General features: G+C 69.1%; 26 protein-coding genes and 1 tRNA gene. 11 read left to right on the plus strand and 16 right to left on the minus strand.

What is annotated here, in order from left to right:
- Positions 1–2: 2 nt before the first annotated feature.
- From xseA to FV242_RS04405, 9 genes are all read right to left on the minus strand, one after another.
- Entirely contained in the window at positions 3–1,688 is a 1,686-nt protein-coding gene (gene xseA, locus FV242_RS04365; RefSeq protein WP_147938069.1) for an exodeoxyribonuclease VII large subunit, read from the minus strand.
- A gap of 113 nt (positions 1,689–1,801) precedes the next feature.
- Positions 1,802–2,104 carry a type II toxin-antitoxin system RelE/ParE family toxin gene (locus tag FV242_RS04370; RefSeq protein WP_147938070.1) on the minus strand — a complete coding sequence of 101 codons (303 nt, stop codon included), beginning with the start codon at positions 2,102–2,104 and terminating at the stop codon, positions 1,802–1,804.
- Positions 2,101–2,382 carry a type II toxin-antitoxin system ParD family antitoxin gene (locus tag FV242_RS04375; RefSeq protein WP_147905722.1) on the minus strand — a complete coding sequence of 94 codons (282 nt, stop codon included), beginning with the start codon at positions 2,380–2,382 and terminating at the stop codon, positions 2,101–2,103. Before FV242_RS04375 ends, FV242_RS04370 begins: the two co-directional genes overlap by 4 nt.
- 146 nt (positions 2,383–2,528) lie before the next feature.
- Positions 2,529–4,001: an MDR family MFS transporter gene (locus FV242_RS04380; RefSeq protein ID WP_147938071.1), complete on the minus strand. Its 1,473-nt coding sequence runs from the start codon at positions 3,999–4,001 to the stop codon at positions 2,529–2,531.
- 97 nt (positions 4,002–4,098) lie between these two features.
- Positions 4,099–5,418: an MFS transporter gene (locus tag FV242_RS04385; RefSeq protein ID WP_147938072.1), complete on the minus strand. Its 1,320-nt coding sequence runs from the start codon at positions 5,416–5,418 to the stop codon at positions 4,099–4,101.
- The gene (locus FV242_RS04390) at positions 5,418–5,627 is read right to left on the minus strand and encodes an Rmf/CrpP family protein (protein WP_147852873.1); all 210 of its coding nucleotides are present in this window, start codon (positions 5,625–5,627) and stop codon (positions 5,418–5,420) included. The genes FV242_RS04385 and FV242_RS04390 overlap by 1 nt, the downstream gene beginning before the upstream one ends.
- Positions 5,628–5,685: 58 nt before the next feature.
- The gene (locus FV242_RS04395) at positions 5,686–5,943 is read right to left on the minus strand and encodes a hypothetical protein (protein WP_147852874.1); all 258 of its coding nucleotides are present in this window, start codon (positions 5,941–5,943) and stop codon (positions 5,686–5,688) included.
- Positions 5,944–6,027: 84 nt separating this feature from the next.
- On the minus strand, positions 6,028–6,291 hold the full coding sequence (locus tag FV242_RS04400; protein ID WP_147905725.1) for a hypothetical protein: 264 nt from the start codon (positions 6,289–6,291) through the stop codon (positions 6,028–6,030).
- Between the two features lie 165 nt (positions 6,292–6,456).
- Positions 6,457–6,690: a hypothetical protein gene (locus tag FV242_RS04405; protein WP_147938073.1), complete on the minus strand. Its 234-nt coding sequence runs from the start codon at positions 6,688–6,690 to the stop codon at positions 6,457–6,459.
- 136 nt (positions 6,691–6,826) lie between these two features.
- Between FV242_RS04405 and FV242_RS04410 the strand changes: the two genes are divergently transcribed.
- Positions 6,827–7,843 carry an NAD-dependent epimerase gene (locus FV242_RS04410; RefSeq protein ID WP_147938074.1) on the plus strand — a complete coding sequence of 339 codons (1,017 nt, stop codon included), beginning with the start codon at positions 6,827–6,829 and terminating at the stop codon, positions 7,841–7,843.
- A 16-nt stretch (positions 7,844–7,859) separates the two neighbouring features.
- On the opposite strand, the gene FV242_RS04415 is transcribed toward FV242_RS04410, so the two are convergent.
- On the minus strand, positions 7,860–8,081 hold the full coding sequence (locus tag FV242_RS04415) for a hypothetical protein (RefSeq protein ID WP_147938075.1): 222 nt from the start codon (positions 8,079–8,081) through the stop codon (positions 7,860–7,862).
- 305 nt (positions 8,082–8,386) lie between these two features.
- Here FV242_RS04415 and FV242_RS04420 point away from each other — a divergent pair, with 305 nt between their 5' ends.
- A complete protein-coding gene (locus FV242_RS04420; protein WP_147905729.1) occupies positions 8,387–8,752 on the plus strand; it encodes a cytochrome c family protein in 366 nt (121 codons plus the stop codon).
- Between the two features lie 109 nt (positions 8,753–8,861).
- Here FV242_RS04420 and FV242_RS04425 read toward each other — a convergent pair whose 3' ends face one another.
- The 3 genes from FV242_RS04425 to FV242_RS04435 form a co-directional block, all read right to left on the minus strand.
- Positions 8,862–9,383 (minus strand): MarR family winged helix-turn-helix transcriptional regulator, encoded by a 522-nt coding sequence (locus FV242_RS04425; RefSeq protein ID WP_187278325.1) that lies wholly within the window; start codon positions 9,381–9,383, stop codon positions 8,862–8,864.
- A 124-nt stretch (positions 9,384–9,507) separates the two neighbouring features.
- The gene (locus FV242_RS04430; protein ID WP_147938076.1) at positions 9,508–10,449 is read right to left on the minus strand and encodes a site-specific tyrosine recombinase XerD; all 942 of its coding nucleotides are present in this window, start codon (positions 10,447–10,449) and stop codon (positions 9,508–9,510) included.
- The gene (locus FV242_RS04435) at positions 10,446–10,598 is read right to left on the minus strand and encodes a histidine kinase (RefSeq protein WP_147896272.1); all 153 of its coding nucleotides are present in this window, start codon (positions 10,596–10,598) and stop codon (positions 10,446–10,448) included. Before FV242_RS04435 ends, FV242_RS04430 begins: the two co-directional genes overlap by 4 nt.
- A gap of 256 nt (positions 10,599–10,854) precedes the next feature.
- Between FV242_RS04435 and FV242_RS04440 the strand changes: the two genes are divergently transcribed.
- The 6 genes from FV242_RS04440 to FV242_RS04465 all read left to right on the plus strand — a co-directional run bounded on the left by FV242_RS04440 (position 10,855) and on the right by FV242_RS04465 (position 16,670).
- The gene (locus FV242_RS04440) at positions 10,855–11,454 is read left to right on the plus strand and encodes a shikimate kinase (protein WP_246692242.1); all 600 of its coding nucleotides are present in this window, start codon (positions 10,855–10,857) and stop codon (positions 11,452–11,454) included.
- A gap of 19 nt (positions 11,455–11,473) precedes the next feature.
- On the plus strand, positions 11,474–12,619 hold the full coding sequence (aroB, locus tag FV242_RS04445) for a 3-dehydroquinate synthase (RefSeq protein ID WP_147938077.1): 1,146 nt from the start codon (positions 11,474–11,476) through the stop codon (positions 12,617–12,619).
- Between the two features lie 157 nt (positions 12,620–12,776).
- Positions 12,777–12,851: transfer RNA gene (locus FV242_RS04450), tRNA-Thr, on the plus strand.
- 177 nt (positions 12,852–13,028) lie between these two features.
- A complete protein-coding gene (locus tag FV242_RS04455) occupies positions 13,029–13,598 on the plus strand; it encodes an NUDIX hydrolase (protein WP_147905733.1) in 570 nt (189 codons plus the stop codon).
- Between the two features lie 114 nt (positions 13,599–13,712).
- Positions 13,713–15,431 (plus strand): IlvD/Edd family dehydratase, encoded by a 1,719-nt coding sequence (locus FV242_RS04460; protein ID WP_147938078.1) that lies wholly within the window; start codon positions 13,713–13,715, stop codon positions 15,429–15,431.
- A gap of 69 nt (positions 15,432–15,500) precedes the next feature.
- A complete protein-coding gene (locus tag FV242_RS04465) occupies positions 15,501–16,670 on the plus strand; it encodes an acetyl-CoA acetyltransferase (protein WP_147938079.1) in 1,170 nt (389 codons plus the stop codon).
- A gap of 46 nt (positions 16,671–16,716) precedes the next feature.
- Here the strand turns inward: FV242_RS04465 and FV242_RS04470 are convergent, their stop codons facing one another.
- The 3 genes from FV242_RS04470 to FV242_RS04480 form a co-directional block, all read right to left on the minus strand.
- On the minus strand, positions 16,717–18,009 hold the full coding sequence (locus FV242_RS04470) for an O-acetylhomoserine aminocarboxypropyltransferase/cysteine synthase family protein (protein WP_147905736.1): 1,293 nt from the start codon (positions 18,007–18,009) through the stop codon (positions 16,717–16,719).
- A gap of 58 nt (positions 18,010–18,067) precedes the next feature.
- On the minus strand, positions 18,068–18,454 hold the full coding sequence (locus tag FV242_RS04475; RefSeq protein ID WP_147852889.1) for a response regulator: 387 nt from the start codon (positions 18,452–18,454) through the stop codon (positions 18,068–18,070).
- Between the two features lie 86 nt (positions 18,455–18,540).
- Positions 18,541–19,197 (minus strand): alpha/beta hydrolase, encoded by a 657-nt coding sequence (locus FV242_RS04480; RefSeq protein ID WP_092045953.1) that lies wholly within the window; start codon positions 19,195–19,197, stop codon positions 18,541–18,543.
- A 274-nt stretch (positions 19,198–19,471) separates the two neighbouring features.
- Between FV242_RS04480 and FV242_RS04485 the strand changes: the two genes are divergently transcribed.
- The 3 genes from FV242_RS04485 (at position 19,472) to sufC (ending at position 23,128) form a co-directional block, all read left to right on the plus strand.
- A complete protein-coding gene (locus FV242_RS04485) occupies positions 19,472–20,641 on the plus strand; it encodes a cysteine desulfurase family protein (RefSeq protein ID WP_147938080.1) in 1,170 nt (389 codons plus the stop codon).
- A gap of 70 nt (positions 20,642–20,711) precedes the next feature.
- A complete protein-coding gene (gene sufB, locus FV242_RS04490; protein WP_147905738.1) occupies positions 20,712–22,181 on the plus strand; it encodes a Fe-S cluster assembly protein SufB in 1,470 nt (489 codons plus the stop codon).
- Positions 22,182–22,375: 194 nt separating this feature from the next.
- Positions 22,376–23,128, plus strand: a complete 753-nt coding sequence (gene sufC / locus FV242_RS04495; RefSeq protein WP_147852892.1) for a Fe-S cluster assembly ATPase SufC — start codon at positions 22,376–22,378, stop codon at positions 23,126–23,128.
- The last annotated feature ends 2 nt before the right edge of the window (positions 23,129–23,130 follow it).

A 23,130-nucleotide genomic window follows, 5' to 3' on the forward strand; every position in this document is an offset into this window, starting at 1 on the left:
CCTCAGGCGTCGAACAGCGAACCCTGCCGGGTCACCGCGGGGGCGCCCGCTTGCGCGCGCTTTCCCGTCGCGGCCGGCTCCGTCCGTGCGGACCGCCGCGCCGACTTTGCGGATACGGACGGGTCCGGCGTCCCGTCCGGCACGACGTTCACCGTCCCGTCGGCGAATTGCAGGCTGAGGCGACTGGCGGCGGCGGCATCGGCCGCGTGGCGGACCGGAAGGCCTGCGGCGTCGCGGACGAGGACGTAGCCCCGCTCCAGCACGGCCCGGTAGCTGAGCGATCCGAGGAGATGGGCGAGGGCTTCGAGCCGGTCGCGGCGGCGCTCGACGCCCCGCAGGCCGGCCTGCGTCAGGCGATCGGACAGCGCGACGAGGCGATCGGCCCGGCGTGCCTGAAGCGCCCGCGCCCGCTCGAGGCTGGCATCCCGGGCGACGACCAGGCGCCGACCGAGCTGGGCCAGAGCCTCGCCCTTGCGCTGGACGTCGTTGCGGAGGGCGGTGAGCGGCCGGTGGTCGATCCGCGCCAGCCGGGCCCGGGCATTCGCCAGCGCCACGTCGGGCGAGCGCCGGGCCATCCGGTCGAGGAGGAGCTGCAGGCGCGCGCGATGGCGGCTGGCCCCGGCCGCAAGGGCCGGAGCGAGCCGTGCCTCGGCGAGGTCGAGGCGCTGGCGCTTGGCCGCCAGCAACGCATCGGCGCTCGGCAGCGCACGCGCGAGGGCCCGCAGATCCGACCGGTCGCGCTCGACCCGCCGGCCGACCGCCCCGACCGCCCGGGCGGACAGGTCGGCCACCGTGGCGATCAGGTCGGCCCGGACGGGGACGGCCATCTCGGCGGCCCCCGTCGGCGTCGGCGCCCGGCGGTCGGAGACGTAGTCGATCAGCGTGGTGTCGGTCTCGTGCCCGACCGCCGAGATCAGCGGGATCGCGCTCTCGAATGCGGCGCGGACCACGCATTCCTCGTTGAACGCCCACAGATCCTCGATGGAGCCGCCGCCGCGGGCGACGATCAGCACGTCCGGCCGGGGCAGGGGGCCGTCCGGGGCCAGGGCATTGAACCCGCGGATCGCGGCCGCGACCTCCTCGGCCGCACCGTCACCCTGGACCCGTACCGGCCAGACCAGCACGGGGCGCGGGAAGCGGTCCTCCAACCGATGCAGGATGTCCCGGATGACCGCCCCGGTGGGCGAGGTGACGACGCCGACCACGCGCGGCAGGTAAGGGATGGCCCGCTTGTGCTCCGGAGCGAACAGCCCCTCGGCGGTGAGCAGCTTCTTGCGCTCCTCCAGCAGGGCCATCCAGGCGCCGAGACCCGCCGGCTCGAGGCTCTCGACCACGATCTGGTACGAGGATTTTCCCGCGAAGGTGGTGATGCGGCCCGTCGCGACGACCTCCAACCCCTCCTGGGGCTTCTGGCGCAGGCGCCCGAACACGCCCTTCCAGACCACGGCATCGATCCGCGCTTGGCCGTCCTTCAGGGAGAAGTAGGCGTGGCCGGAGCCGTGCTGGCCGCGATAGCCGGAGATTTCGCCACGCAGGCGCACATGGCCGAACGCGTCCTCCAGGGTCCGCTTGAGCGCGCCCGCGAGCTCGCCGACCGACCATTCCGGCTGGTTGGCGGTGAGCACGCTGGTCGGCGGAATATCCGCCGCAGGCGAGGCTGCGGGGCGCGGAGGCGGCACGAGGGGCATGGACGGACGGTAGAGCAAGAGGCTGAAAACTGGAAACCGGATTTCCGGCCCGTCGAATCCGACGCTTGGTCGGGGCTGCGGCGCGCGGCGCCTTTTGCCGGTGGCATCTCCGGTCAGCCGAAATCCGCTTCCCAATCGCGGCCGCCGTAGAAAATGCGCAGGATCACGACGCGGCGATCCTCGACCGTGAAGGCAACCGTGACACGCCGTGCGAAGCCGATCGTGCGCAGGCCTTGGCGAAGTTCGCTGTGCAAGGTCCCGCGCTCGGCGCCGTATTCAAGCCCCTCGCAGAACGCACGGATGCTCTGTTCGAAGCCCGACGCGATGGCGGGCGTGCCGGCCTGCGCGATGGTGTCGTAGATCCAATCGAGGTCGTCACCGGCAGCAGGCGCGTAGATAATGCTCCGCCGCTTCACGTCCCAGGCCGAATCCGCGCTTCATGACGAAGGCGCATCCGCTCGGCCATGCCCTCCGACGAGATGGCGCGCTCGGGATGCGCTCTCATCGCGTCGTAGGTCGCAACCACTTCCTCGCGCAGCCAGCGCTCGACGGCGGCGTCACGCTCCTGAAGGGCACGCAATCCGGCCCGCACCACCTCGCTGGCGCTAGCAAACGCACCGGTCTTGACCTGTGCATCGATGAACGCGGCCTGCTCGGCAGGAAGGCTGAAGGTTCGCTTCTCGGACGCAGCCATGCGGATTCTCGCGTCGATGGGTATGAAAGTATCATACCATCTTCGGGACACGCCGCAACCTCTGAAGCGTCTTCAGCTGGTCGTGCCGGAGACGCCTATCCACGCGATGTCGGGCTGAGCGCCGGTCGCGGCAACGCGTCGGATCCCTATTCCACGGCCAGTTCGCGCGGCGCGTCCGAGATCGTGATCCGCGGCACGAACAGCGCCAGCACCAGGGTCAGCAGAGCCACCGCGAAGACCGTCCAGAACGTGCCGTGGAGGGCATGCTGGAGTCCGTGCCGGATGGCGTCGCCGCCGGCGCCGAGGCTGCCCGGATCCTCCAGGAGGCTCCGGAGCTGGCCAGAATCGACCGGTGAGCCGTCTGCCGGATGGGCCAGCCGGTAGTTCAGCACCGCGCCGAGCGCCGTGGCACCCAGGGTCGAGCCGAGGTTGCGCGCGAAAATGTTCGACGCGGTGGCGGCGCCGCGCTGCGCCCAGGCCACGCTGTCCTGGATGATCACGATGGCGGCGGTGGACAGGAAGCCCATGCCGAGCCCCATCACGATCGAGCCGCAGGCGGCCACGATCGGCGAGGACTCCGAACCCAGGGCGACGAACGCGGTGGCGCCCAGCGGCAGCAGCGTCGCGCCGACCAGCAGCGTCGGGCGCAGGCCGAAGCGCACGAAGTTGCGGGCCGCCGTGGTGGCCCCGATCGGCCAGCCGAGCACCATCAGCGTGAGGGTCAATCCGGCGATCAGGGGCGACTGCCGAAGGACGCCCTGGACGTACATCGGCAGGAACGCGGTGAGCCCGATCACGGTCATGCCGGAGAGCAGCGTCGCGGCGTTGGTGGTCGCGATCGGGCGCTGCATCCACAGGCGGACATCGAGCATCGGGTCGGCGGCGCGGCGCTCCTGGAGCACGAACAGGATGGCCGCCACCGCAAAGCCGAGTGCCGGCCACAGGGCCGCCGAAGCCGACGTGCCGGCCTCCGTCAGCGCCATCATGAGCGCGGCGATGGCCGCGGTGAACAGGGCGGCACCCAACGCGTCGATCGGCCGGCTGCGCCGCTCGACGCTTTCCCGCAGGTAGACCAAAAACAGGCTCGCCGCGACGAGCCCCACGGGCAGGTTGATCCAGAAGATCCACGGCCAGCTCAGATGGCCGATGATCAAGCCGCCGACCAGGGGGCCCGCCACCGACGAGATGCCCCACACGCTCGCGAGATAACCCTGGACCTTGCCGCGTTCCCGGGCCGGATAGAGATCGCCGATGACCGTCAGGCTCACCGGCTGGATCGCGCCGGCCCCGACGCCCTGGACGAGGCGGAACAGGATCAGCGACGGCATCGACCAGGCGAGCCCGCACAGCAGCGAGCCGGCCAGGAACACGGCGATGCCGAACAGCAGGACCGGGCGGCGCCCGTAAAGATCGGACAGCTTGCCGAACACCACCGTGGTTGCGGTCTGGGTCAGCAGGAACGAGCCGAACACCCAGGCATACAGATGGAGGTCGCCAAGCTGGCCGGCGATCTGCGGCATCGCGGTCGAGACGATGGTCGCCTCGATGGCGATCATGAACATCGCCGCCATCACCGCGGCGAGGACCAGCGGGCGGCGCGTCTCGGAAGGACTGGGCATGGGCGCGGTCTAGGCCCGGCTCCGGCCGAGACCTAGCGCCGAAGACGGGCTCCCGCGCGGCCCCGCTTCCGGGCCGTGCGGGAGCGCACATCCGCGGCTACGCTTCCACGTCGGCGTCCAGGTCCCGGCCGCGGGTCTCGGGCAGCAGGAAGGCCGCAATCGTCCCGACCAAGCTGAAGGCCGCCAGGTAATAGGCCGGGGCGAGCCGGTCGCCGGTGGCGGCGATCAGCCAGTTGATCACGTAGTTGGTGCTGCCGCCGAAGACCGAGACCGAGAGCGCGTAAACGATCGACAGCCCGGCGCTGCGCACCGCCCGCGGCAGCGCCTCCGGAATCCCGACGATCACCGCCGCGGCGTTGATGGAGGAGAGGGCCGAGAGCAGGAAGGTCACGGCGTAGACGCTCATGGCGCTCGGGGATCGCACCACCCAGGCGAAGGCCGGGACCGCCAGGATCAGGATGAGCGCCCGCGGCCAGATCATCACCGGGCGCCGTCCGACCCGGTCCGCCAGCCAGCCGCCCAGCAGCGGGAAGATCACCGAGGCGAGACCCAGCGCGATCGGCACCGCGGTCGCGGCGGTCTCGCTCAGGCCCAGGGTCGCGCCGGCATAGACCGGCATGTTGGTGCCGACGGCGTTCGACACCGTGGAGGCAGCGATGACCAGGAAGGTCAGGCCCAGCAGGCGGCCGTGCTCGCGCAGGAGACGCCCGACCACCGCGAGGGTCGAGGGGGCCGCGTTGGGATCCTCCTCGGCGCCGGCGGTCTCGGGCAGGTGGCTGCGGATCACGAGGCCGACCGGGACGACGCAGAGGCCGAGCGCGAACATCAGCCGCCAGCCCCAGGCCGACATCGCCTGATCGCCGACCACGAGGGCCAGGATGGTCGCGATGATGCCGGCGAACAGCGCCGCGCAGCCCTGGCTGGCGATCTGCCAGCTGGTGACGAAGCCACGCTTGGCCGGCGGCGCCGCCTCGAGCAGGTAGGCGGTGGACGGGCCGACCTCGCCGCCGAGCGCGAGGCCCTGGATGAGACGGCCCGCGATGACGATCACCTGTGCCCAGCCGCCGATCGCCGCGTAGGACGGGCATGCGGCCAGCATCAGCATGCCGAGCGCCATCAGCGCGATGGTGATCAGCATCGCCGGCTTTCGCCCGGCCCGATCCGCGAAGGCGCCGATCAGCACGCCGCCGATCGGCCGCATCACGTAGCCGACGCCGAACAGGGCGAGCGACGCCAGCAGGCTGTGCGTCGGGTCGGTGGCCGGAAAGAATGCTTCGCCGATCGGTTTCGCGAAGAACGCGTAGACCGTGAAATCGTAGAATTCGAGGGCGTTGCCGAGCACCACGGCCCCGACCGCCTTGCGGTCGAGGCCGGGGTGGGCCGGTGCGGCGGCGTGTACCTGCGTCGTGGCATCCATCAGCGAGTCGGCTCCCCGGCCGGCGGATGCTTGGCGATTCCCCCCGTCACCGGCTCGGCGCCATCGGAGACGGCTTCGTCGTAGCCCGCAAGCCAGCGGTCTCGGGCTTCGGTGCCTTCGGCATAGGGGCAGGCCTCGCGGGCCAGACCCTTTCCGGGCGCGGCCTTGCCGAGCGCATGCGTGTCGAGGTCGTTCGGTGGCGAATCCATTCGGGCGGCGCTCCTCGTGTGACGGCCGCCGCGATGTAGGGCGCGCGGGGCGGGGCGCTCAATGCAGGGTCGGATCCGCGTCCGGCGGCAGCGATACGACCTCGCTGAACGGGAATTCCAGAACGACGTCGCCGGCTTCGTCGGTGACCACCAGGCAGGCGGTCAGGAGCCTAGCCTGATCCCGGGCCTCGGCCAGGGCCGCACGGATCGTGTCCTGGGCCTTCTCCCAGGCCTGATCCGGATCGCGCAGAGCGACGCCGGTCGCATCGGTGATCACGTCGTCGCCGATCTGCGTGTGGAAGAAGTAGCGCGGCATGGCCTTCAACCCCGGGTGTCGACCGCCCCCGCGGGGCGGCAGGCACCAGATGGGGATCGAGGCGGCCGCAATCAGCAACCGGACTCAGCCGTTGGCGGCGCTCCGCGCCGGAGCGGCGGCGACCGGTCGGAGGGTGTGCACGGTGGCGGAGGCGCCCCCCGTGCGGTGGAGCTTCTCCATGGCCATCAGCGGCCGCAATTCGGGCTCCGCGAAGTCCATCAGTCGGGCGTTGCGCCAGCGCGGCTTTCCGGCGCCACGACCGAACCAGCGCGGCCGCACCTCCTCGACCAGCAGGACGAGTCGCCCCGTCCAGGATTTGCGGAACCAGAATCGCCCCGTCAGAGACATCGTCCGATCCTTGTCGACAGTCCCGCCCGGTACGATGGGCCGGGATCACGGCGCCCCGCTCTCGCGTCGCCCAATACCCGACTTGGCCGCGGACTTACCAGTCTTCGAAGCCGAACAATTGCGAGTCGTTCGATATCCACAGGCCACCACCCGGCAGTCCGGCGCTCAGCGCATGACGTGACGCACGACCAGGCCGAGGACGAGGAGCCAGACCAGCCCCGAGGTCACGTAGACGAAGCCGCGTAGGAGCGCGGATTCCAGCGCATGGTGCGCCGAGACCTGCCCAGGTCCGTCGGCGCGAGACTCCGCGGATGACCGCGCCGCGCCGCGCGCACCGCCGGGAGGGGCAGCGAGAATGCGGGTCAGGCTGTCCGGCAGTGGTCTGTGGTGGGTCGTCACGGATCGGAAGGATAGGCGCCGCCGGGCTCGCGTCACAAGACACCTCTATTGAGGAAGCCGGCGCGGGTGAATCGTCGGCCTGCCCGTGATAGAGAGCGCCGACCCCTGCGGGACGGCCCGCCCTCGGCGTCCGATCATGTCCCTGCCCCCTGTCCTGATCACGGGCGTCGCCGGCTTCATCGGCAACGCGCTCGCGCTGCGATTCCTGGAGGCTGGCCGGCAGGTCGTGGGCCTCGATAACGTCAACGCTTATTACGATGTCGGCCTGAAGGAGGCGCGGCTCCGGCGCCTCGATCCGTTCCCGGGCTACAGCTTCGCGCGCCTCGACCTGACCGACACGGCCGGCCTCGATGCGCTGTTCGTCCGGCACGGCTTTCGAACCGTCGTCCACCTCGCCGCGCAGGCCGGCGTGCGCTACTCGCTGACGAACCCGCAGGCTTACGCGGCGAGCAACCTCGTCGGCTTCCTCAATATCCTCGAGGCCTGCCGCCACGGCGGCGTCGAGCACCTGCTCTACGCGTCATCGAGCTCGGTCTACGGGGCGGTCACGGCGATGCCGTTCTCAATCCACCAGAACGTCGACCATCCGGTGAGCCTCTACGCGGCCACCAAGAAGGCCAACGAGCTGATGGCCCACAGCTACAGCCACCTCTACCGGCTGCCGACCACCGGCCTGCGCTTCTTCACCGTGTACGGACCCTGGGGCCGACCGGACATGGCGATGTCCCTGTTCGCCCGCGCGATCCTGGCCGGGGAACCGATCCAGGTGTTCAACGAGGGCCGGATGCGGCGCGACTTCACCTATATCGACGACATCGTCGAGGGGATCGCCGCCCTGGCCGAAAGACCGGCCGCGGCCAACCCGGACTGGAGCGGAGCGGATCCGGATCCGGGCACCAGCGCGGCGCCGTATCGGATCTACAACATCGGCAACAACGGGCCGGTGGAGCTGATGCAGATGATCGCGCTTCTCGAGGAGGCGCTCGGACGCAAGGCCGAGACGATCCTGCTGCCGATGCAGCCCGGCGACGTGCCGGCCACCTTCGCGGATATCGACGACCTCGCCCGCGACACCGGCTTCCGGCCGGCGACACCGCTGAATCTCGGCATCGCGCGTTTCGCCGCCTGGTATCGCGGTTTCTACGGACTTTGAGCGGGGAGACTGCGCCTCAGCGACGACGTCCCAAAGGTCGATGCGGTCGTCCCGTGTCGCGTCGCCGGTAGCCGAGCAAGGCCGCGATCCCCACGAAGGCGGCCAGCGCCGTCCACATGCCGCCCTCGCCGAGCTTGCCCACCGCGACCGACAAGCGATCCGGCTCGTCGACGAGCGCGATCACGATTCCGACAAGACCGCAGAGCGTCACAAAGATCGCCAGGACGCGGAAGGTCATCGTGGGCACTCCCGGCGCCGCGAAGGACGCGAGGCGACGGCCTTGTCTATGACTTCGCCTGAGCGGAGCGCAACCGCCCAGCCGACACCGGGCGCTGTCGCCCCATCCCGATCCAGCTTCCATCGGCCGCAGGCCGCCGAGGGCGGGCCCCGCCGTTGAAGGTTTGGTCGCCAGCGCATGCGGCGGGACGACGACCTCGCGAGGCTAGGCCGTTGCACCATCTGCGTGTAATCATTTAGAGCTGTTCCAGGCAGGAAAGCTCTGTTTTAAACGCTGCCGCGACAGCGGCCAAAAGGAGGAAATCCATGCGTTCACTCATTCTCGGCGCCGTTCTCGCTGCCTTGCTCCCGTTCTCCGCGCAGGCCCAGGAGGCCGGTGACGCGGCTGCCGGCGAGAAGGCGTTCGCCCCGTGCAAGGCCTGCCACAACTTTCAGAAGAACGGCGTCGGTCCGGACCTGAAGGGCGTCGTCGGGCGCAAGGCCGGCACCTACGAGGGCTACAACTACTCCGCCGCGCTGAAGAATTCCGGCATCACCTGGGACGAGGCCAACCTTCACGAGTGGCTGAAGAACCCGAAGACCAAGGTGCCCGGCACCAAGATGATCTTCCAGGGCTACCCCGACGACAAGAAGATCAACGACGTGATCGCCTACCTCAAGACGCAGTCCTGAGCCCTCGCTCCAAGGTCTGACCTCCAAACGAAGGCATCCGCGCAGCCGCGCGGGTGCCTTCCGTCGTTCAGGACCGCCCGATGAGCGGATCGAGGCTCGAGACGGCGTGCTATTCTGGGATCAGCCCGGCTTGAAGCCCGAGCCGCAGGGTCACCAGATCGTTCAGCAGATCCTTCCGGCCCTGCACGTTCAGGCCGGTCCTGTCGCCCGCCTCGTCGGGGAGGCAGGCAAGCACGTCGCGCAGCTTGGCTCCGGCGGGCGTGAGGAAGATGCTGACCTGCCGCTCGTCGGCCCGGTCGCGAGCGCGCCGCACGCGACCGGAGGCTTCCAGGCGCTTGAGCAACGGCGTCAGGGTCCCGGAATCGAGGAACAGGCGGTTGCCGATCTCCTTGACCGACAGGCCGTCCTCTTCCCACAGGACCAGCAGGACGAGATATTGCGGGTATGTCAGCTCGTGCTGGCCGAGGAGGTTGCGATAGGCACGGCCGAAGGCGTGCGCGGCGGCGTAGACCGCGAAGCACAATTGGTTGTCGAGACGCTGCCGGTCCCGCTGCGATAGCTGGTCGACGGACGCCTGACCCGCCTTGGTGGTTGGCGCAGCGCCGCTCTGCGGAGCAGTCGGGCCTGACATGGGGTGGACTCTCTCTGGTAAAGGCGGCCTATCGTACCGGTATGCCGAAGGGCACTCTTAGTCAGTTCGTCAAACCTGTACAATTCTCGTGGACCGCGGACGTGCCACAGATCCTCTGCGACGTTCAGCCATCCATCAACGGGTGCAGATCTCGTACCATCGCTTTCAGGCGTTCATCGAGGACGTGCGTGTAGATCTGCGTCGTCGAGATATCGGCGTGGCCGAGCAACTCCTGAACGATGCGCAGGTCGGCCCCGTTCTGCAGCAGATGACTGGCGAAGGCGTGGCGCAGGACGTGCGGGCTGACGCGGTCGGGGCGCAAGCCCGCGGCCAGCGCGACGGCCTTGAGGTCGCGGGCGAAGGCCTGCCGGGTGAGGTGGCCGCTGTCGCTGTCGGCGGGAAACAGCCAGGGGGACTCCTCCGGCACCGCAGCGAGGTGGGCGGTCATCGCGGCCCTGGACGCCTCCGTCAGCGGGACGAGACGCTCTCGGCCACCCTTGCCCTTGATGAACAGGTAGCGCTCGCGGGTGGCGCCGGCGGTGCGCGGGAGGGCGACGAGTTCCGAGACGCGCAGGCCGGTCGCGTAGAGAAGCTCGAGCAGGCAGACCATCCGGCGGGCCCGGCGCGCCGGGCCGGGCTGCTCGTCGGCGGATGCCGCCGCGTGGGCGGTGGCAAGAAGCCCGTCCACCTCGGCGATCGACAGCACTTTCGGGAGCGTGCGGCCCCGGCGCGGCCCCGAGACGGCGACGCTCGGATCGGCCTCGGCGTATCCCTCAGCGTAGAGAAACTTGTGGAAGCCGCGCACGCACGATAGGCGCCGGGCCGCCGACGACGCCATCAACCCCCTGGTCTCCAGGTCGGCCACGAAGGCCCGGAGACTGTGCGTATCGGCCTCTTCGAGCGGGATGCCCGCGCGCCCGAGATAGGCGAGGTAATCGTCGAGGTCGCGCCTGTAGGCGGCCAGCGTGTTGGCGCCGGCACCGCGCTCGGCGGCCAGCATGTCGAGATAGGCGGCGACCCCCGGGGACGGGGGTGGAGCCGCGCCGCCGGCGACGGCCGCGCTCAACGGCTGCCCGGTTGGAGCTTCGAGGCCGGGATGGTCACGGTCATCTCCCGGGGGGTCGGCACCACGAAGTTGGCCAGCGCGAACATCGCCGCGAAGACGAGGCCGGCCAGGATCGCGAGGGTAGCGAAGAAACGGAACAGGGTCGGCACGTCGGTCGAACCTCGGGCAGACGAGCGCAGTCGACGGGGAGGGAGCGCGCGGAAATCTCCCCCGAAATGTCACGAAGGCTCGGTTTCGAACATGCGATCACGGCGCTGACAAGGCCTGGAAGGACACAGCGATGCGTTTCGCAGGCCGCTTGAATCGCGCTAAGAGCCTGGCACAGGATTGGAAGCCCCCCGGCGAGGCGCGTACGGGGCGGCGATAGGGAGCCGGAGACGCCACGATCATGCGATGCTGCCGTCGATGAACGAAGAGGACGTCGGGGAACCGATCGAGGCGCGCCTGCGCCGGGCGCTGGGCCTGCGCTCGATCGTGCTCGTCGGCTTGATGGGGGCGGGCAAGAGCACGGTCGGCCGGCGCTTGGCCAGTCGGCTCGGACTGATCTTCAAGGATGCCGACAGCGAGATCGAGGCGGCGGCCGGCCTGACCATCCCCGATATCTTCGCGATCTACGGCGAGCCGAGCTTCCGCGACGGCGAAGAGCGCGTGATCTCGCGCCTCCTGCGCGCCGGCCCCCTCGTGCTGGCCACCGGCGGCGGCGCCTACCTGCGCGAGGCGACGCGGGTGCGCATCCGGGAATCCGCCATCTCGGTCTGGTTGAAGGCCGATCTCGACGTGCTGATGCGGCGGGTGCGCAAGCGCGGCAACAGGCCCCTGCTCCACACCGACGATCCCGAGGCGACGATGCGCGACCTGATGGCGGTCCGCCACCCGGTCTACGCGGCCGCCGACGTGGTGGTGATCTCCCGGGAGGTCTCGCACGACCGGGTCGTCCAGGACGTGCTGGAGGCGCTGGACGCCCACATGAATGCCGCCGCCCCGCGCCCCATCGCCGCCCAGTGACGCCCAAGCGAGCCTGTCCGTGACCGAGCCATCGACCCAACCGGTTCCCCTGACGGTCCACGTGCCCCTCGATGCCGGGCGCGACTACGACATCCTGATCGGGCGTGGCCTGATCGAGACGGCCGGCGCGCAGGTGGCGGCCCTCGGGGGCCGGCGGGCGGCGATCGTCACCGACGAGAATGTCGGGGCGCTCTATGGCGAGCGGCTGCGCGACAGCCTGGAGCGGGCGGGCCTGAACGCGGGTTTCGTCACGGTGGCGCCCGGCGAAAGCTCGAAATCCTACGCGGGCTACGCGCAGGTCTGCGACGGCCTGCTGGCGCTGAAGGTCGAACGCGGCGATCTCGTGGTCGCCCTCGGGGGCGGCGTGGTCGGGGATCTCGCCGGTTTCGCGGCTGCCACCCTGCGCCGGGGCGTACGCTTCGTGCAGGTCCCAACCAGCCTGCTCGCCCAGGTCGATTCCTCGGTGGGCGGCAAGACCGGGATCAACGCGCCGCTCGGCAAGAACCTGGTCGGCGCCTTCCATCAGCCGCGCCTGGTGCTGGCCGACACGGGGGCCCTCGACACCCTGTCCGAGCGCGAGATGCGTGCCGGCTACGCCGAGGTCGCCAAGTACGGGCTGATCGCCGATGCCGGCTTCTTCGACTGGTGCGAGGCCAACTGGCGCGGGATTTTCGCGGGCGGTCCGGAGCGTGACGAGGCCGTGGCCGCATGCTGCCGAGCCAAGGCCAGCGTGGTGACCCGGGACGAACGCGAGGACGGCGAGCGCGCGCTGCTCAACCTCGGACACACGTTCGGGCACGCCCTGGAGCGGCTCACGGGCTACGAGTCGGCCCGGCTGGTCCATGGAGAGGGCGTCGCGATCGGTCTCGCCCTGGCCTTCCGGTTCTCGGCCCGGCTCGGGCTCTGCGCCGGGCAGGATGCCGGCCGCGTCGCCAACCACCTGGCGCTCGCCGGCCTGCCGACCCGCCTCCAGGCGGTTCCGGGCGGATGCGGCGACGCCGACGCCATCCTCGAAGCGATGGCCCAGGACAAGAAGGTCCGCGACGGCGCCCTGACCTTCATCCTTGCCCGCGGCATCGGCCAGAGCTTCATCGCTCCAGGGATCGACCGGGGGGAGGTGCGGGCGTTCCTGCTGGACGAACTGGCTGCCGATCGTCAGGCCTGAGGGTCTTCATCCGACCATCGGCCTTGCCTTGCGCCGGTCGGACCGCTATGAGCCTGCCACGTCCGGGACGGCGCAAACCGTCACGGATGTCTGGCTCGAACGGCCCTCGGGGCGCTCGGGGCAGAGGTTCGAGATCGGTGCGCCGATCTCGCCGGTTGCCGGTGTAGCTCAGTGGTAGAGCAGCGCTTTCGTAAAGCGAAGGTCGGGGGTTCAAATCCCTCCTCCGGCACCACTTTCCTCCCTAAACAGCCCTAGCGAACCAGGTCGAGCCGCGAGCGGCCCGAGCGCGTGTCGGCCGAAAGCCGCCGTGCCTGAGCGTTACATGCGCAGCACCTCCTTCGGAACCGGATTGCCCATCCTGGTGTAGGGCTTTCTGTGCCGCGCGGCGGCCCACGGGCGGGGATACGTCATGAAAGCCGAGATCCTGGACGTCCGGTTCGTCCACGAGGGCTGGAGCCGATTCGGGATCGCCAAGGTGCGTCTCGCAGACGGCGCCGTGGTCGAGCGCGAGATCGAGGATCACGGCAATTCGGTTGGTGTTCTACCCTACGATCCGGAGCGGCGGGTCGCCACGCTGGTGCGGGAGCTGCGGGTGCCACCCCTGTTCGCGGCCGGCGAGCAGGTCCAACTGGAGGCGCCGGCCGGCCTCATCGACGACGGCAGCCCGGAGGAGAACGGCCGCCGGGAGGTGCTGGAGGAGGTCGGCTTGCGCCTGCACGCGCTCGAATTCGTCGGCGCGACCTATTCCTGCGCCAGCTTGACCACCGAAAAGCTGCATCTCTACCTCGCCCCCTACGGCAAGGCCGACCGCGCCGAGGACGGCGGCGGCGCCGAGGGCGAGCACGAGAACATCCGGATTGTGGAAATGCCGCTCGCTGACCTCGCCGGGATGGCGGACCGGGCCGAACTCACCGATCTCAAGACGTTGACGCTGGTCCTGGCGCTGCGCGCCCGCCATCCGGAGCTTTTCGCGGCGTGAGAATCCGCTATCGCGTATTCGCGCAATGGTTGATCACCGCCATGGTATTCGGCGCGGTCGCCTGGATCGCGTTTCACCTGCGCTGAGCAGAAACCCGTCTCAGGAATCGAAGCGATGAGCGAAGACGCCGTCACCGCCGAACCCCACGGCCTCGACCGGGGTCTGACCAATTACGGCGATCGCGATTTCGCCCGCTACCTGCGCCGCTCCTTCGCCCGGTCCATGGGCATCTCGCGCACGCTCCTCGACAAGCCGGTGGTCGGCATTGCCATGACGCCGTCCGGGTTCAACAACTGCCATCGCGGCATGCCGGAACTGGTCGAGGCGGTCTCGCGCGGGGTGCTGGCTGCCGGGGCCCTGCCGCTGCCGTTCCCGACCGTGTCGCTCGGAGAGGTTTTCCTCAACCCGACCAGCATGATGTACCGCAACCTCATGGCCATGGACACGGAGGAGATGATCCAGGCCCAGCCGATGGATGCGGTGGTCCTGATCGGCGGCTGCGACAAGACCGTGCCGGCTCAGCTCATGGGGGCGGCCTCGGCCGGCCTGCCCGCGATCCAGGTCGTGACCGGCCCGATGTCCACCGGCCGTCATCGCGGCCAGCGGCTCGGCGCCTGCACGGATTGCCGGGGCTTCTGGGCCAAGTACCGGGCTGGAACGGTAGATTCGGAGGAAATCGCCGAGGTCGAGGGCCGGCTCTCGGTCACGGCCGGCACCTGCGCGGTGATGGGCACGGCCTCGACCATGGCCTGCATCGCCGAGGCGCTCGGCATGTCGCTGCCCGGGACCGCCGCGATCCCGGCCGTGCATTCGGACCGGCTGGTGGCCGCCGAAGAGACCGGACGCGCCGCGGTGCGGCTGATCCAGACCAAGATCACGCCGGCGCAGGTCATCACGCAGAGATCGGTCGAGAACGCGATCCGGGTCCTGATGGCGGTATCGGGCTCCACCAACGCCATCGTGCACCTCACGGCCATCGCCGGGCGCCTCGGAATCCGCATCCCGTCCGGGCGCTTCAACGAAATCTCGGACGAGACCCCGGTGCTGGTCGACCTGAAGCCCGTGGGCGAGGGCTACATGGAGGATTTCCACGCCGCGGGCGGCATGGGTGCGCTGCTGCGAGAGCTGCGCCCGCTCCTGCATCTCGACACCGTGGACGTGGAGGGCCGCACCCTGGCCGAGCGTCTGGACGAACCGGCCGGCTGGGTCGACCGCGCGGTGATCCGAGCCTTCGACGATCCGGTCTCCCCGGTAGGCGGCCTAGTGGCGCTCAGCGGCAACCTGGCCCCGGACGGAGCGATCTTCAAGCGCGCCGCCGCGACGCCGGAGCTGTTCGAATCCGAGGGGCGAGCGGTGGTGTTCACCGGCCTCGAAGACCTGAGCCGCCGAATCGACGACCCGGACCTCGACGTGGCGCCGGGGGATGTGCTGGTGCTGCAGAATGCCGGGCCGCACGCCGCCGGCATGCCCGAGGCGGGCTACCTGCCGATCCCCAAGAAGCTCGCCAGGGCGGGGGTGAAGGACATGGTGCGGATCTCGGACGCCCGGATGTCCGGCACCGCCTTCGGGTCGATCGTGCTGCACATCGCCCCGGAGGCGGCCATCGGCGGTCCGCTCGGAGCCGTGCGCGACGGCGACCGGGTCCGCCTGTCGATCCGCGACAAGCGGATCGACCTGCTGGTGGACGAGGCCGAGATCGCCCGCCGCCTCGCCGGCCATCAACCGCCGCCCGCTCCCAAGCGTGGCTACAAGGCACTCTACCGGCGCACCGTCACGCAAGCGCCGGAGGGATGCGACTTCGACTTCCTGATCGGGGAGGGCGAGCCGGGCTGAGGCCGGCCGCTTGATCCCCGGGCACGCCGGGGCCATCGTTCGGTGAAGGATCGGGAGGAGTCGAAGAGCATGACGCGCGCCTGTATCGTGGGCTGGGCCCACACACCGTTCGGCAAGCTCGAGGAGCCGGATGTCGAGGGCCTGATCGCGCGGGTGTCCGGCGAGGCGTTGGCTCATGCCGGCGTCGAGGATTCCCAGGTCGACGGGATCTATGTGGGCGTCATGAACACCGGCTTCTCGAAGCAGGGCTTCGAGGGGTCGCAAGTCGCGCTCACTCGGCCGGGCCTCGCCCATGCACCGGCGACGCATCTGGAGAACGCCTGCGCCACCGGTTCGGCGGCGCTCTACGCGGCCCTCGATTTCGTCGATAGCGGCCGCGGGCGGATCGCCCTGGTGGTCGGCGCCGAGAAGATGACGGCGAAATCCGTGGCCGAGACCGGCGACATCCTGCTCGGCGCCTCCTACCGGAAAGAGGAGGCCGACATCGAGGGCGGCTTCGCGGGCGTGTTCGGGCGGATCGCGGCCGGCTACTTCCAGCGCTACGGCGACCGCAGCGAGGAACTGGCCCGGATCGCCGCCAAGAACCACCGCAACGGTGTAGGCAACCCCTACGCGCAGCTCAGGAAAGACCTGGGCTTCGAGTTCTGCAACAAAGTCTCCGAGAAGAACCCCTACGTGGCGGCACCGCTGCGGCGCACCGACTGCTCGCTGATCTCCGACGGCGCCGCCGCCCTGGTGGTGGCCGATGCCGAGACGGCGGAAGGGTTGGCCCGCGCCGTCGGCTTCCGCGCCCGTGCGCACGTCAACGACATCCTCCCCCTGTCGCGCCGGGACCCGACCGCGTTCAAGGGCGCCCGGCTCGCCTGGGAGAAGGCGCGCGCGCAGGCCGGGATCGGCAACGACGACCTGTCGTTCGTGGAGACGCACGATTGCTTCACCATCGCCGAACTCATCGAGTACGAGGCGATGGGGCTGGCCGAACCCGGCCAGGGTTATCGCGTCGTCCGCGAGGGGCTGACCGAGAAGGGCGGCCGGCTGCCGATCAATCCGTCGGGCGGGCTGAAGTCCAAGGGCCATCCGGTCGGCGCCACCGGCGTCTCGATGCACGTGATGGCCTGCCTCCAGCTCATGGGCGAGGCGGGCGAGATGCAGGTCCCAGGCGCGAACCTGGCCGGGATCTTCAACATGGGCGGGGCCGCGGTGGCCAACTACGTGTCGATCCTGGAGCGGCGGCGGTAGCACCGCTCCACATCGGGCCAACAGAGGGGAGGGGAGCGATCCCCTCTCAGCCGAGCTTGTCGAGGGCTTGGCTGAGGTCGGCGATCAGGTCGGCCTCGTTCTCCAGGCCGATCGAGAGACGCACGGTCTCGGGGCCGACCTGCGCGGCGGCCTTCTCGCCCTCGGGCAATTGCCGGTGCGTCGTCGAGGACGGGTGAATCGCCAGCGACTTGATCTCGCCGATGTTGACCAGGTGCGAGATCAGTTCGAGCCCGGCGATGAACGCCAGGGCCGCCGGCTCACCGCCCTTCAGCGCGAAGGTGAAGATCGAGCCCGGTCCCTGCGGGGTGTAGCGCCGGGCGAGGTCTTCCCCAATCTGCCCCGGCAGTCCGGGATAGCTCACCCAGGCCACCGCCGGGTGGTCCTGCAGGAAGGCTGCCACGGCCCGCGCGTTGGCGCAGTGGCGTTCCATGCGCAACGGCAGGGTCTCGATGCCCATCAGGGTCAGGAAGGCGTTCATCGGCGACAGACCGGGGCCGAGATCGCGCAGGCCGAAGAACCGGCAGGCCGCCGCGAAGGGCGTCTCGGGGAAGCTCTTGGTCAGGACCAAGCCGTCGTAGTCCGGCCAGGGGTCGGTGATCAGGTTGTAGCCGGTGGTCCGGGTCCAGTCGAAGGAGCCGGCATCGCAGATCATGCCGCCGATGGTCTGGCCCGAACCGCTCAAGAACTTCGAGGTCGAGTGCCAGACGATGTCCGCACCGTGCTCGATCGGCCGGATCAGGGCCGGCGAGGCCAGGGTGTTGTCGACCACGAGGGGCAGGCCGTGGCGACGAGCTACCGCGGCGATCCCGTCGAGGTCCACCACCGAGGCGCACGGGTTCACGATCGACTCGCAGAAGATGGCCCGGCATTCCGGCGTGATCGCCGCCTCGAAATCCTCCGGCCGCATGCCGGCGGCGAAACGGGGCTTCAGGTCGTAGCGGCCGTCGAGTCGGCGCATCAGGCCCAGCGAGCCGCCGAACAGCCGCGGCGAGGCCACGTAGGCGTCGCCGCTCTTCATCAGGGTCATCAGCACCAGCATCATCGCCGACTGCCCGGAGGAGACCGCGACGCCGGCCTTGGCGCCCTCCAGGTCGGCGACCCGGCGCTCCAGGGCGGCCACCGTCGGGTTCGACCCGCGCGAGTACGAGAACCCGGACCGGCGGCCCGCGAAGATGTCCGCCGCCTGCTCGGTGGAATCGAACACGAAGCCGTTGGTGAAGTAGATCGGCTGGACCCGCGCGCCGGTGGCGGGATCGGGCGCCGCGCCGGCATGGATGGCCCGGGTCGCGAAGCGGTGCTGTCGGCTGGTATCCGTCATGGCTCTCGGTCGGCTGTACGGCGCCCGGATCGTCGACGCGCCCGAGCCGGAGGAGGCTTCACGCCGCGCGACGGATGAAGGCCTGCAGGGTTCGGACCAGGGTCGTGGGCTCGTAGGGCTTCGGAATGAAGCGGGCCCCCTCCGGCATGTCGTTGGGGCCGGGGGTGCCCATGCCGGATACGACGAGGACGGGGATGGTCGGCCAGCGATGCGCCACGAGGCGGGCCAGGGCGAACCCGTCCATCGAGCCCTGCGGCATGTCGACATCCGTCATCAGGACGCCGACATCGTCGCGGTTTTCCAGGACCTTCAGCGCCTTGTCGGCGTGGCTGGCCTCCAGCACGGTGAAGCCGGCATCCGCCAGGGTATCGGACGCCTCCATGAGCAGGAGGCCGTCATCCTCCACCAGCAGCACCACGGGTTGGTCGGACAAGCTTTCAGTCATCAGACCTGCAAAGGTTCAGTCGCGACGTTCGAAGCCCGCGCCGTATTCCCCGGGCCTGCCCCCGTCAAGGCGCGGGACCTGCGGCGTCAGGCGGCCTCCTCACGCTTCCCCAGGCGCTTGTCGAGGTAAGTGTCCACCGTCTGAGTCAGTTCGTCGACCTTGCCGTCGAAGAAGTGGTTGGCGCCCTCGACCATCTGGTGCTCGATGATCACGCCCTTCTGCACCTTCACCTTCTCGATCACCGGCATGACGTCCCGGGCCGGCGCGACGCGATCCTCGGAGCCGTGCACGAACAGGCCGGAGGAGGGGCAAGGGGCCAGGAAGGTGAAGTCGAAGCGGTTGGCCATCGCGGCGATTGAGATGAAGCCCTCGATCTCGGGACGCCGCATCAGCAGCTGCATGCCAATCCAGGCGCCGAACGACACGCCGGCGATCCAGCACGACTTCGCCTCCGGGTTGACCGACTGCACCCAGTCGAGGGCCGCGGCCGCGTCGGAGAGCTCACCCGAACCGTGGTCGAACGCGCCCTGGCTGCGGCCGACCCCGCGAAAATTGAAACGCAGGGCTGCAAAGCCGCGATTGGCGAAGGTGTAGAAAAGATTGTACACAATTTGATTGTTCATCGTACCCCCGAACTGGGGGTGCGGGTGCAGGACGATGGCAATCGGCGCGCCGCGCTTCTTGGGGGCCTGATAGCGGCCTTCCAGACGTCCGGCCGGGCCGGTGAAGATGACTTCAGGCATCGTTCAACTCTCGTTTCAGCGGTCGCCGGCCGCGCGATCTCGGGCAGTGAAGAGGCAGCCTTGACTCGCCGCACGCACACCATACAAACGCTCTTAGAACAGTTCTAGGCGATTAGAACTATTCTAATGTAGGTGAGCGGGCACGCGGTGCCAGTTCTCTGCACCAGCCGTTCGGTTGGCGACATCTCATTTGTCGGCGCGCCTTAGCACGGCGAGCCGGTCCGCGGGCAAGGAATTGTCACGCGCCGTATGCAGGGGACCACACGGAATCAGCATGAGCCGGGCCCGCGCCTATTTCGATCACAACGCGACCGCCCCCGTCCGCCCCGCCGTGGCGGAAGCGGTGGCGCGCGCGCTGATGCTGCCCGGCAACCCGTCCTCGATCCATCAAGAGGGCCGGGCTGCCCGCGCCGCCCTGGAAGCGGCCCGCGGTCAGGTCGCAGCCCTCGTGAATGCCCGGCCGGCGCAGGTGGTGTTCACCAGCGGCGGGACGGAGGCCGCGAATGCGGTTCTGTCCGGCGCCCTCGGCCGGCGCGGCCAGCCGAAGCCGACGCGGCTGCTCCATTCCGCCACCGAGCACCCCTGCGTTGCCGCAGGACACCGATTCTCCCGAGACGCAGTCGAGGAAATACCGGTCACACCCGAGGGCGTGATCGATCTCCTCGTCCTCCAACAACGCCTCGGCGCGCTCGCGGACGAGAGCGTGCTGATCTCGGTCCATGCGGCCAACAACGAGACCGGCGCGATCCAGCCCCTGTCCGACGTCGTCGCCCTGGCCCGCGCGCATGGCCGGGCCCTGGTCCACACCGATGCCGTTCAGGCGGTTGGCAAGGTCGCCTTCGACATGGCGACCCTGGGAATCGACGCGCTCACGCTGTCGGGGCACAAATTCGCGGCCCCCAAGGGGGTCGGCGCGATGATCCTGGCCGACGGTGTCGCCCTGGACGCGGCGTTCCTCCGCGGTGGCGGGCAGGAGCGGCGCCAGCGCTGCGGAACCGAGTGCCTGCCGGCGATCGTTGGTATGGGCGAGGCGGCCCGGATCGCGACCGAAGCCCTCGTGCCGGAGGGCGTTCGCCTCGCCGGCTTGCGCGACCGGATCGAAGCCGGCCTGCGCGTCCGCGCCCCGGAGGCCGTGGTGTTCGCGGCCGGCGCGCCGCGACTACCGAACACGCTGAGCTTCGCGGTTCCGGGCCTCGACGCGCCCGCCGCCCTGATCGCCTTCGACCTCGCCGGCGTGGCGGTGTCGTCGGGCTCGGCCTGCTCGTCGGGCAAAGTCGCACGTTCGGCGACACTGTCGGCGATGGGCGTCGCGCCCGAGCTTGCCGGGGGCGCGCTGCGCGTCAGCCTCGGCTGGAACACGGTGGACGAGGATGCGTCATGCTTTCTCGACGCCTTCGAACGGGTCTTGCAGCCCCTATATAAGCGGCGAGGGTACGCGGCCTGAATCAGCCGCGTCCCACGCTTTCCGAAAGACGCTTCCCGGTCCTTGAAACCGGGCTTGCCAGGAGATGCTCATGCCTGCCGTGCAGGAAACAATCGACCGGGTCCGCTCGATCGACCTCGACCAGTACAAGTACGGGTTCGAGACCACCATCGAGATGGAGAAGTCCGCCAAGGGCATCTCCGAGGACGTCGTGCGCTTCATCTCGGCCAAGAAGAACGAGCCGGCATGGCTGCTCGAATGGCGCCTCGACGCCTATCGCCGCTGGCTCACCATGAAGGAGCCGGAGTGGGCGCGTGTCGCGTACGACAAGGTCGACTATAGCGACATCTACTACTACGCCGCGCCCAAGCGCCCGGCGGCGATGTCGCTCGACGAGATCGATCCGGAGATCCTGAAGACCTACGAGAAGCTCGGCATCCCGCTGCGTGAGGTCGAGGTGCTGGAAGGCATCGCGCCGGAGCGCCGCGTCGCAGTCGACGCCGTGTTCGATTCGGTTTCGGTGGCCACGACCTTCAAGAAGGAGCTCTCGAAGGCCGGCGTGATCTTCATGCCGATTTCCGAGGCCGTGCAGGAATATCCCGAGCTGGTGAAGAAGTACCTGGGCACGGTGGTGCCCTCGACCGACAACTTCTTCGCGACGCTGAACTCTGCGGTCTTCTCCGACGGCTCGTTCGTCTACATCCCGCCGGGCGTCCGCTGCCCGATGGAGCTGTCGACCTACTTCCGCATCAACGAGCGCGACACCGGCCAGTTCGAGCGCACGCTGATCATCGCCGACAAGGGCTCGTACGTCTCGTACCTCGAGGGCTGCACCGCCCCGAAGCGCGACGACAACCAGCTCCACGCCGCGGTGGTCGAGCTGGTCGCTTTGGACGACGCCGAGATCAAGTACTCGACGGTCCAGAACTGGTACCCGGGCGACAACGAAGGTAAGGGTGGCATCTACAACTTCGTCACCAAGCGCGGTGATTGCCGCGGCGCCCGCTCCAAGATCTCCTGGACCCAGGTCGAGACCGGCTCGGCGATCACCTGGAAGTACCCGTCCTGTATCCTGCGTGGCGACGAATCCCGCGGCGAGTTCTATTCGATCGCAGTATCGAACGGCATGCAGCAGGTCGATTCCGGCACCAAGATGATCCACCTCGGCAAGAACACCACCAGCCGGATCATCTCGAAGGGCATCTCCGCCGGGCGTTCGCAGAACACCTACCGGGGCTTGGTCTCGGCCCACAAGAAGGCCAAGAACGCCCGCAACTTCACCAACTGCGACTCGCTGCTGATCGGCGACCAGTGCGGGGCGCACACCGTGCCCTACATCGAGTCGAAGAACGCGTCCGCGGTGTTCGAGCACGAGGCGACCACCTCGAAGATCTCCGAGGACCAGAAGTTCTACTGCCTGCAGCGCGGCCTCTCCGAGGAGGAGGCGACCGCGCTCATCGTCAACGGCTTCGTCCGGGACGTGCTGCAGCAGCTTCCGATGGAGTTCGCCGTCGAGGCCCAGAAGCTGATCTCGATCAGCCTCGAAGGCTCGGTCGGCTAAGGTCCGACGGGCGTCGATACCCATGGCGATCGCGGCATCCCCGCGGTCGCCGACCGGATTGCGCGAAGGTGTTCATGCGCCGCATCCGGAGCTGAAGGCCTTCGAAATGGCCGTCTCGGTGACGGCGATAAGGAACTGACGGCACGCGGTCGGTGCATCAACCCGATCCGCCGTTCGATAGGACTTGAACTAACATGCTGGAAATCAAGAACCTCGTCGTGCAGATCGAGGACAACCGCATCCTGAACGGCCTGAACCTGACCGTGAACGACGGCGAGGTCGCGGCGATCATGGGGCCGAACGGGTCGGGCAAGTCCACCCTGTCCTACGTCATCGCCGGCAAGGAGGACTACGAGGTCCTCGACGGCGAGATCCTACTCGACGGGCAGAACGTGCTGGAGATGGCCGCCGACGAGCGCGCCGCGGCCGGCGTCTTCCTGGCGTTCCAGTACCCGCTGGAGATTCCCGGCGTCGGCACCATGACCTTCCTCAAGGCCTGCCTCAACGCCCAGCGCCGCGCCCGCGGAGAGGGCGAGATTTCGACGCCGGACTTCATCCGCAAGGTCAACGCCGCCGCCGACAAGCTCGAGATCAACAAGGAGATGCTCAAGCGCGCCCTCAACGTCGGCTTCTCCGGCGGTGAGAAGAAGCGCATGGAGATCCTCCAGATGGCGCTGCTGGAGCCGAAGTTCTGCGTGCTCGACGAGACCGATTCCGGCCTCGACATCGACGCCCTGCGCATCGTCTCCGAGGGCGTCAACGCGCTTCGGGCCCAGGGCCGCTCGTTCCTGGTGATCACCCACTACCAGCGCCTGCTCAACCACATCGTGCCCGATACCGTGCACGTCATGTCGAAGGGCCTGATCGTGAAGACCGGCGGCAAGGAACTGGCGCTCGAACTCGAGGCGTCTGGCTACGCCGAGTACCGCACCAACGAGGCCGCGTAAGC

The organism is Methylobacterium sp. WL64 (assembly GCF_008039945.1).
Classification (GTDB): domain Bacteria; phylum Pseudomonadota; class Alphaproteobacteria; order Rhizobiales; family Beijerinckiaceae; genus Methylobacterium.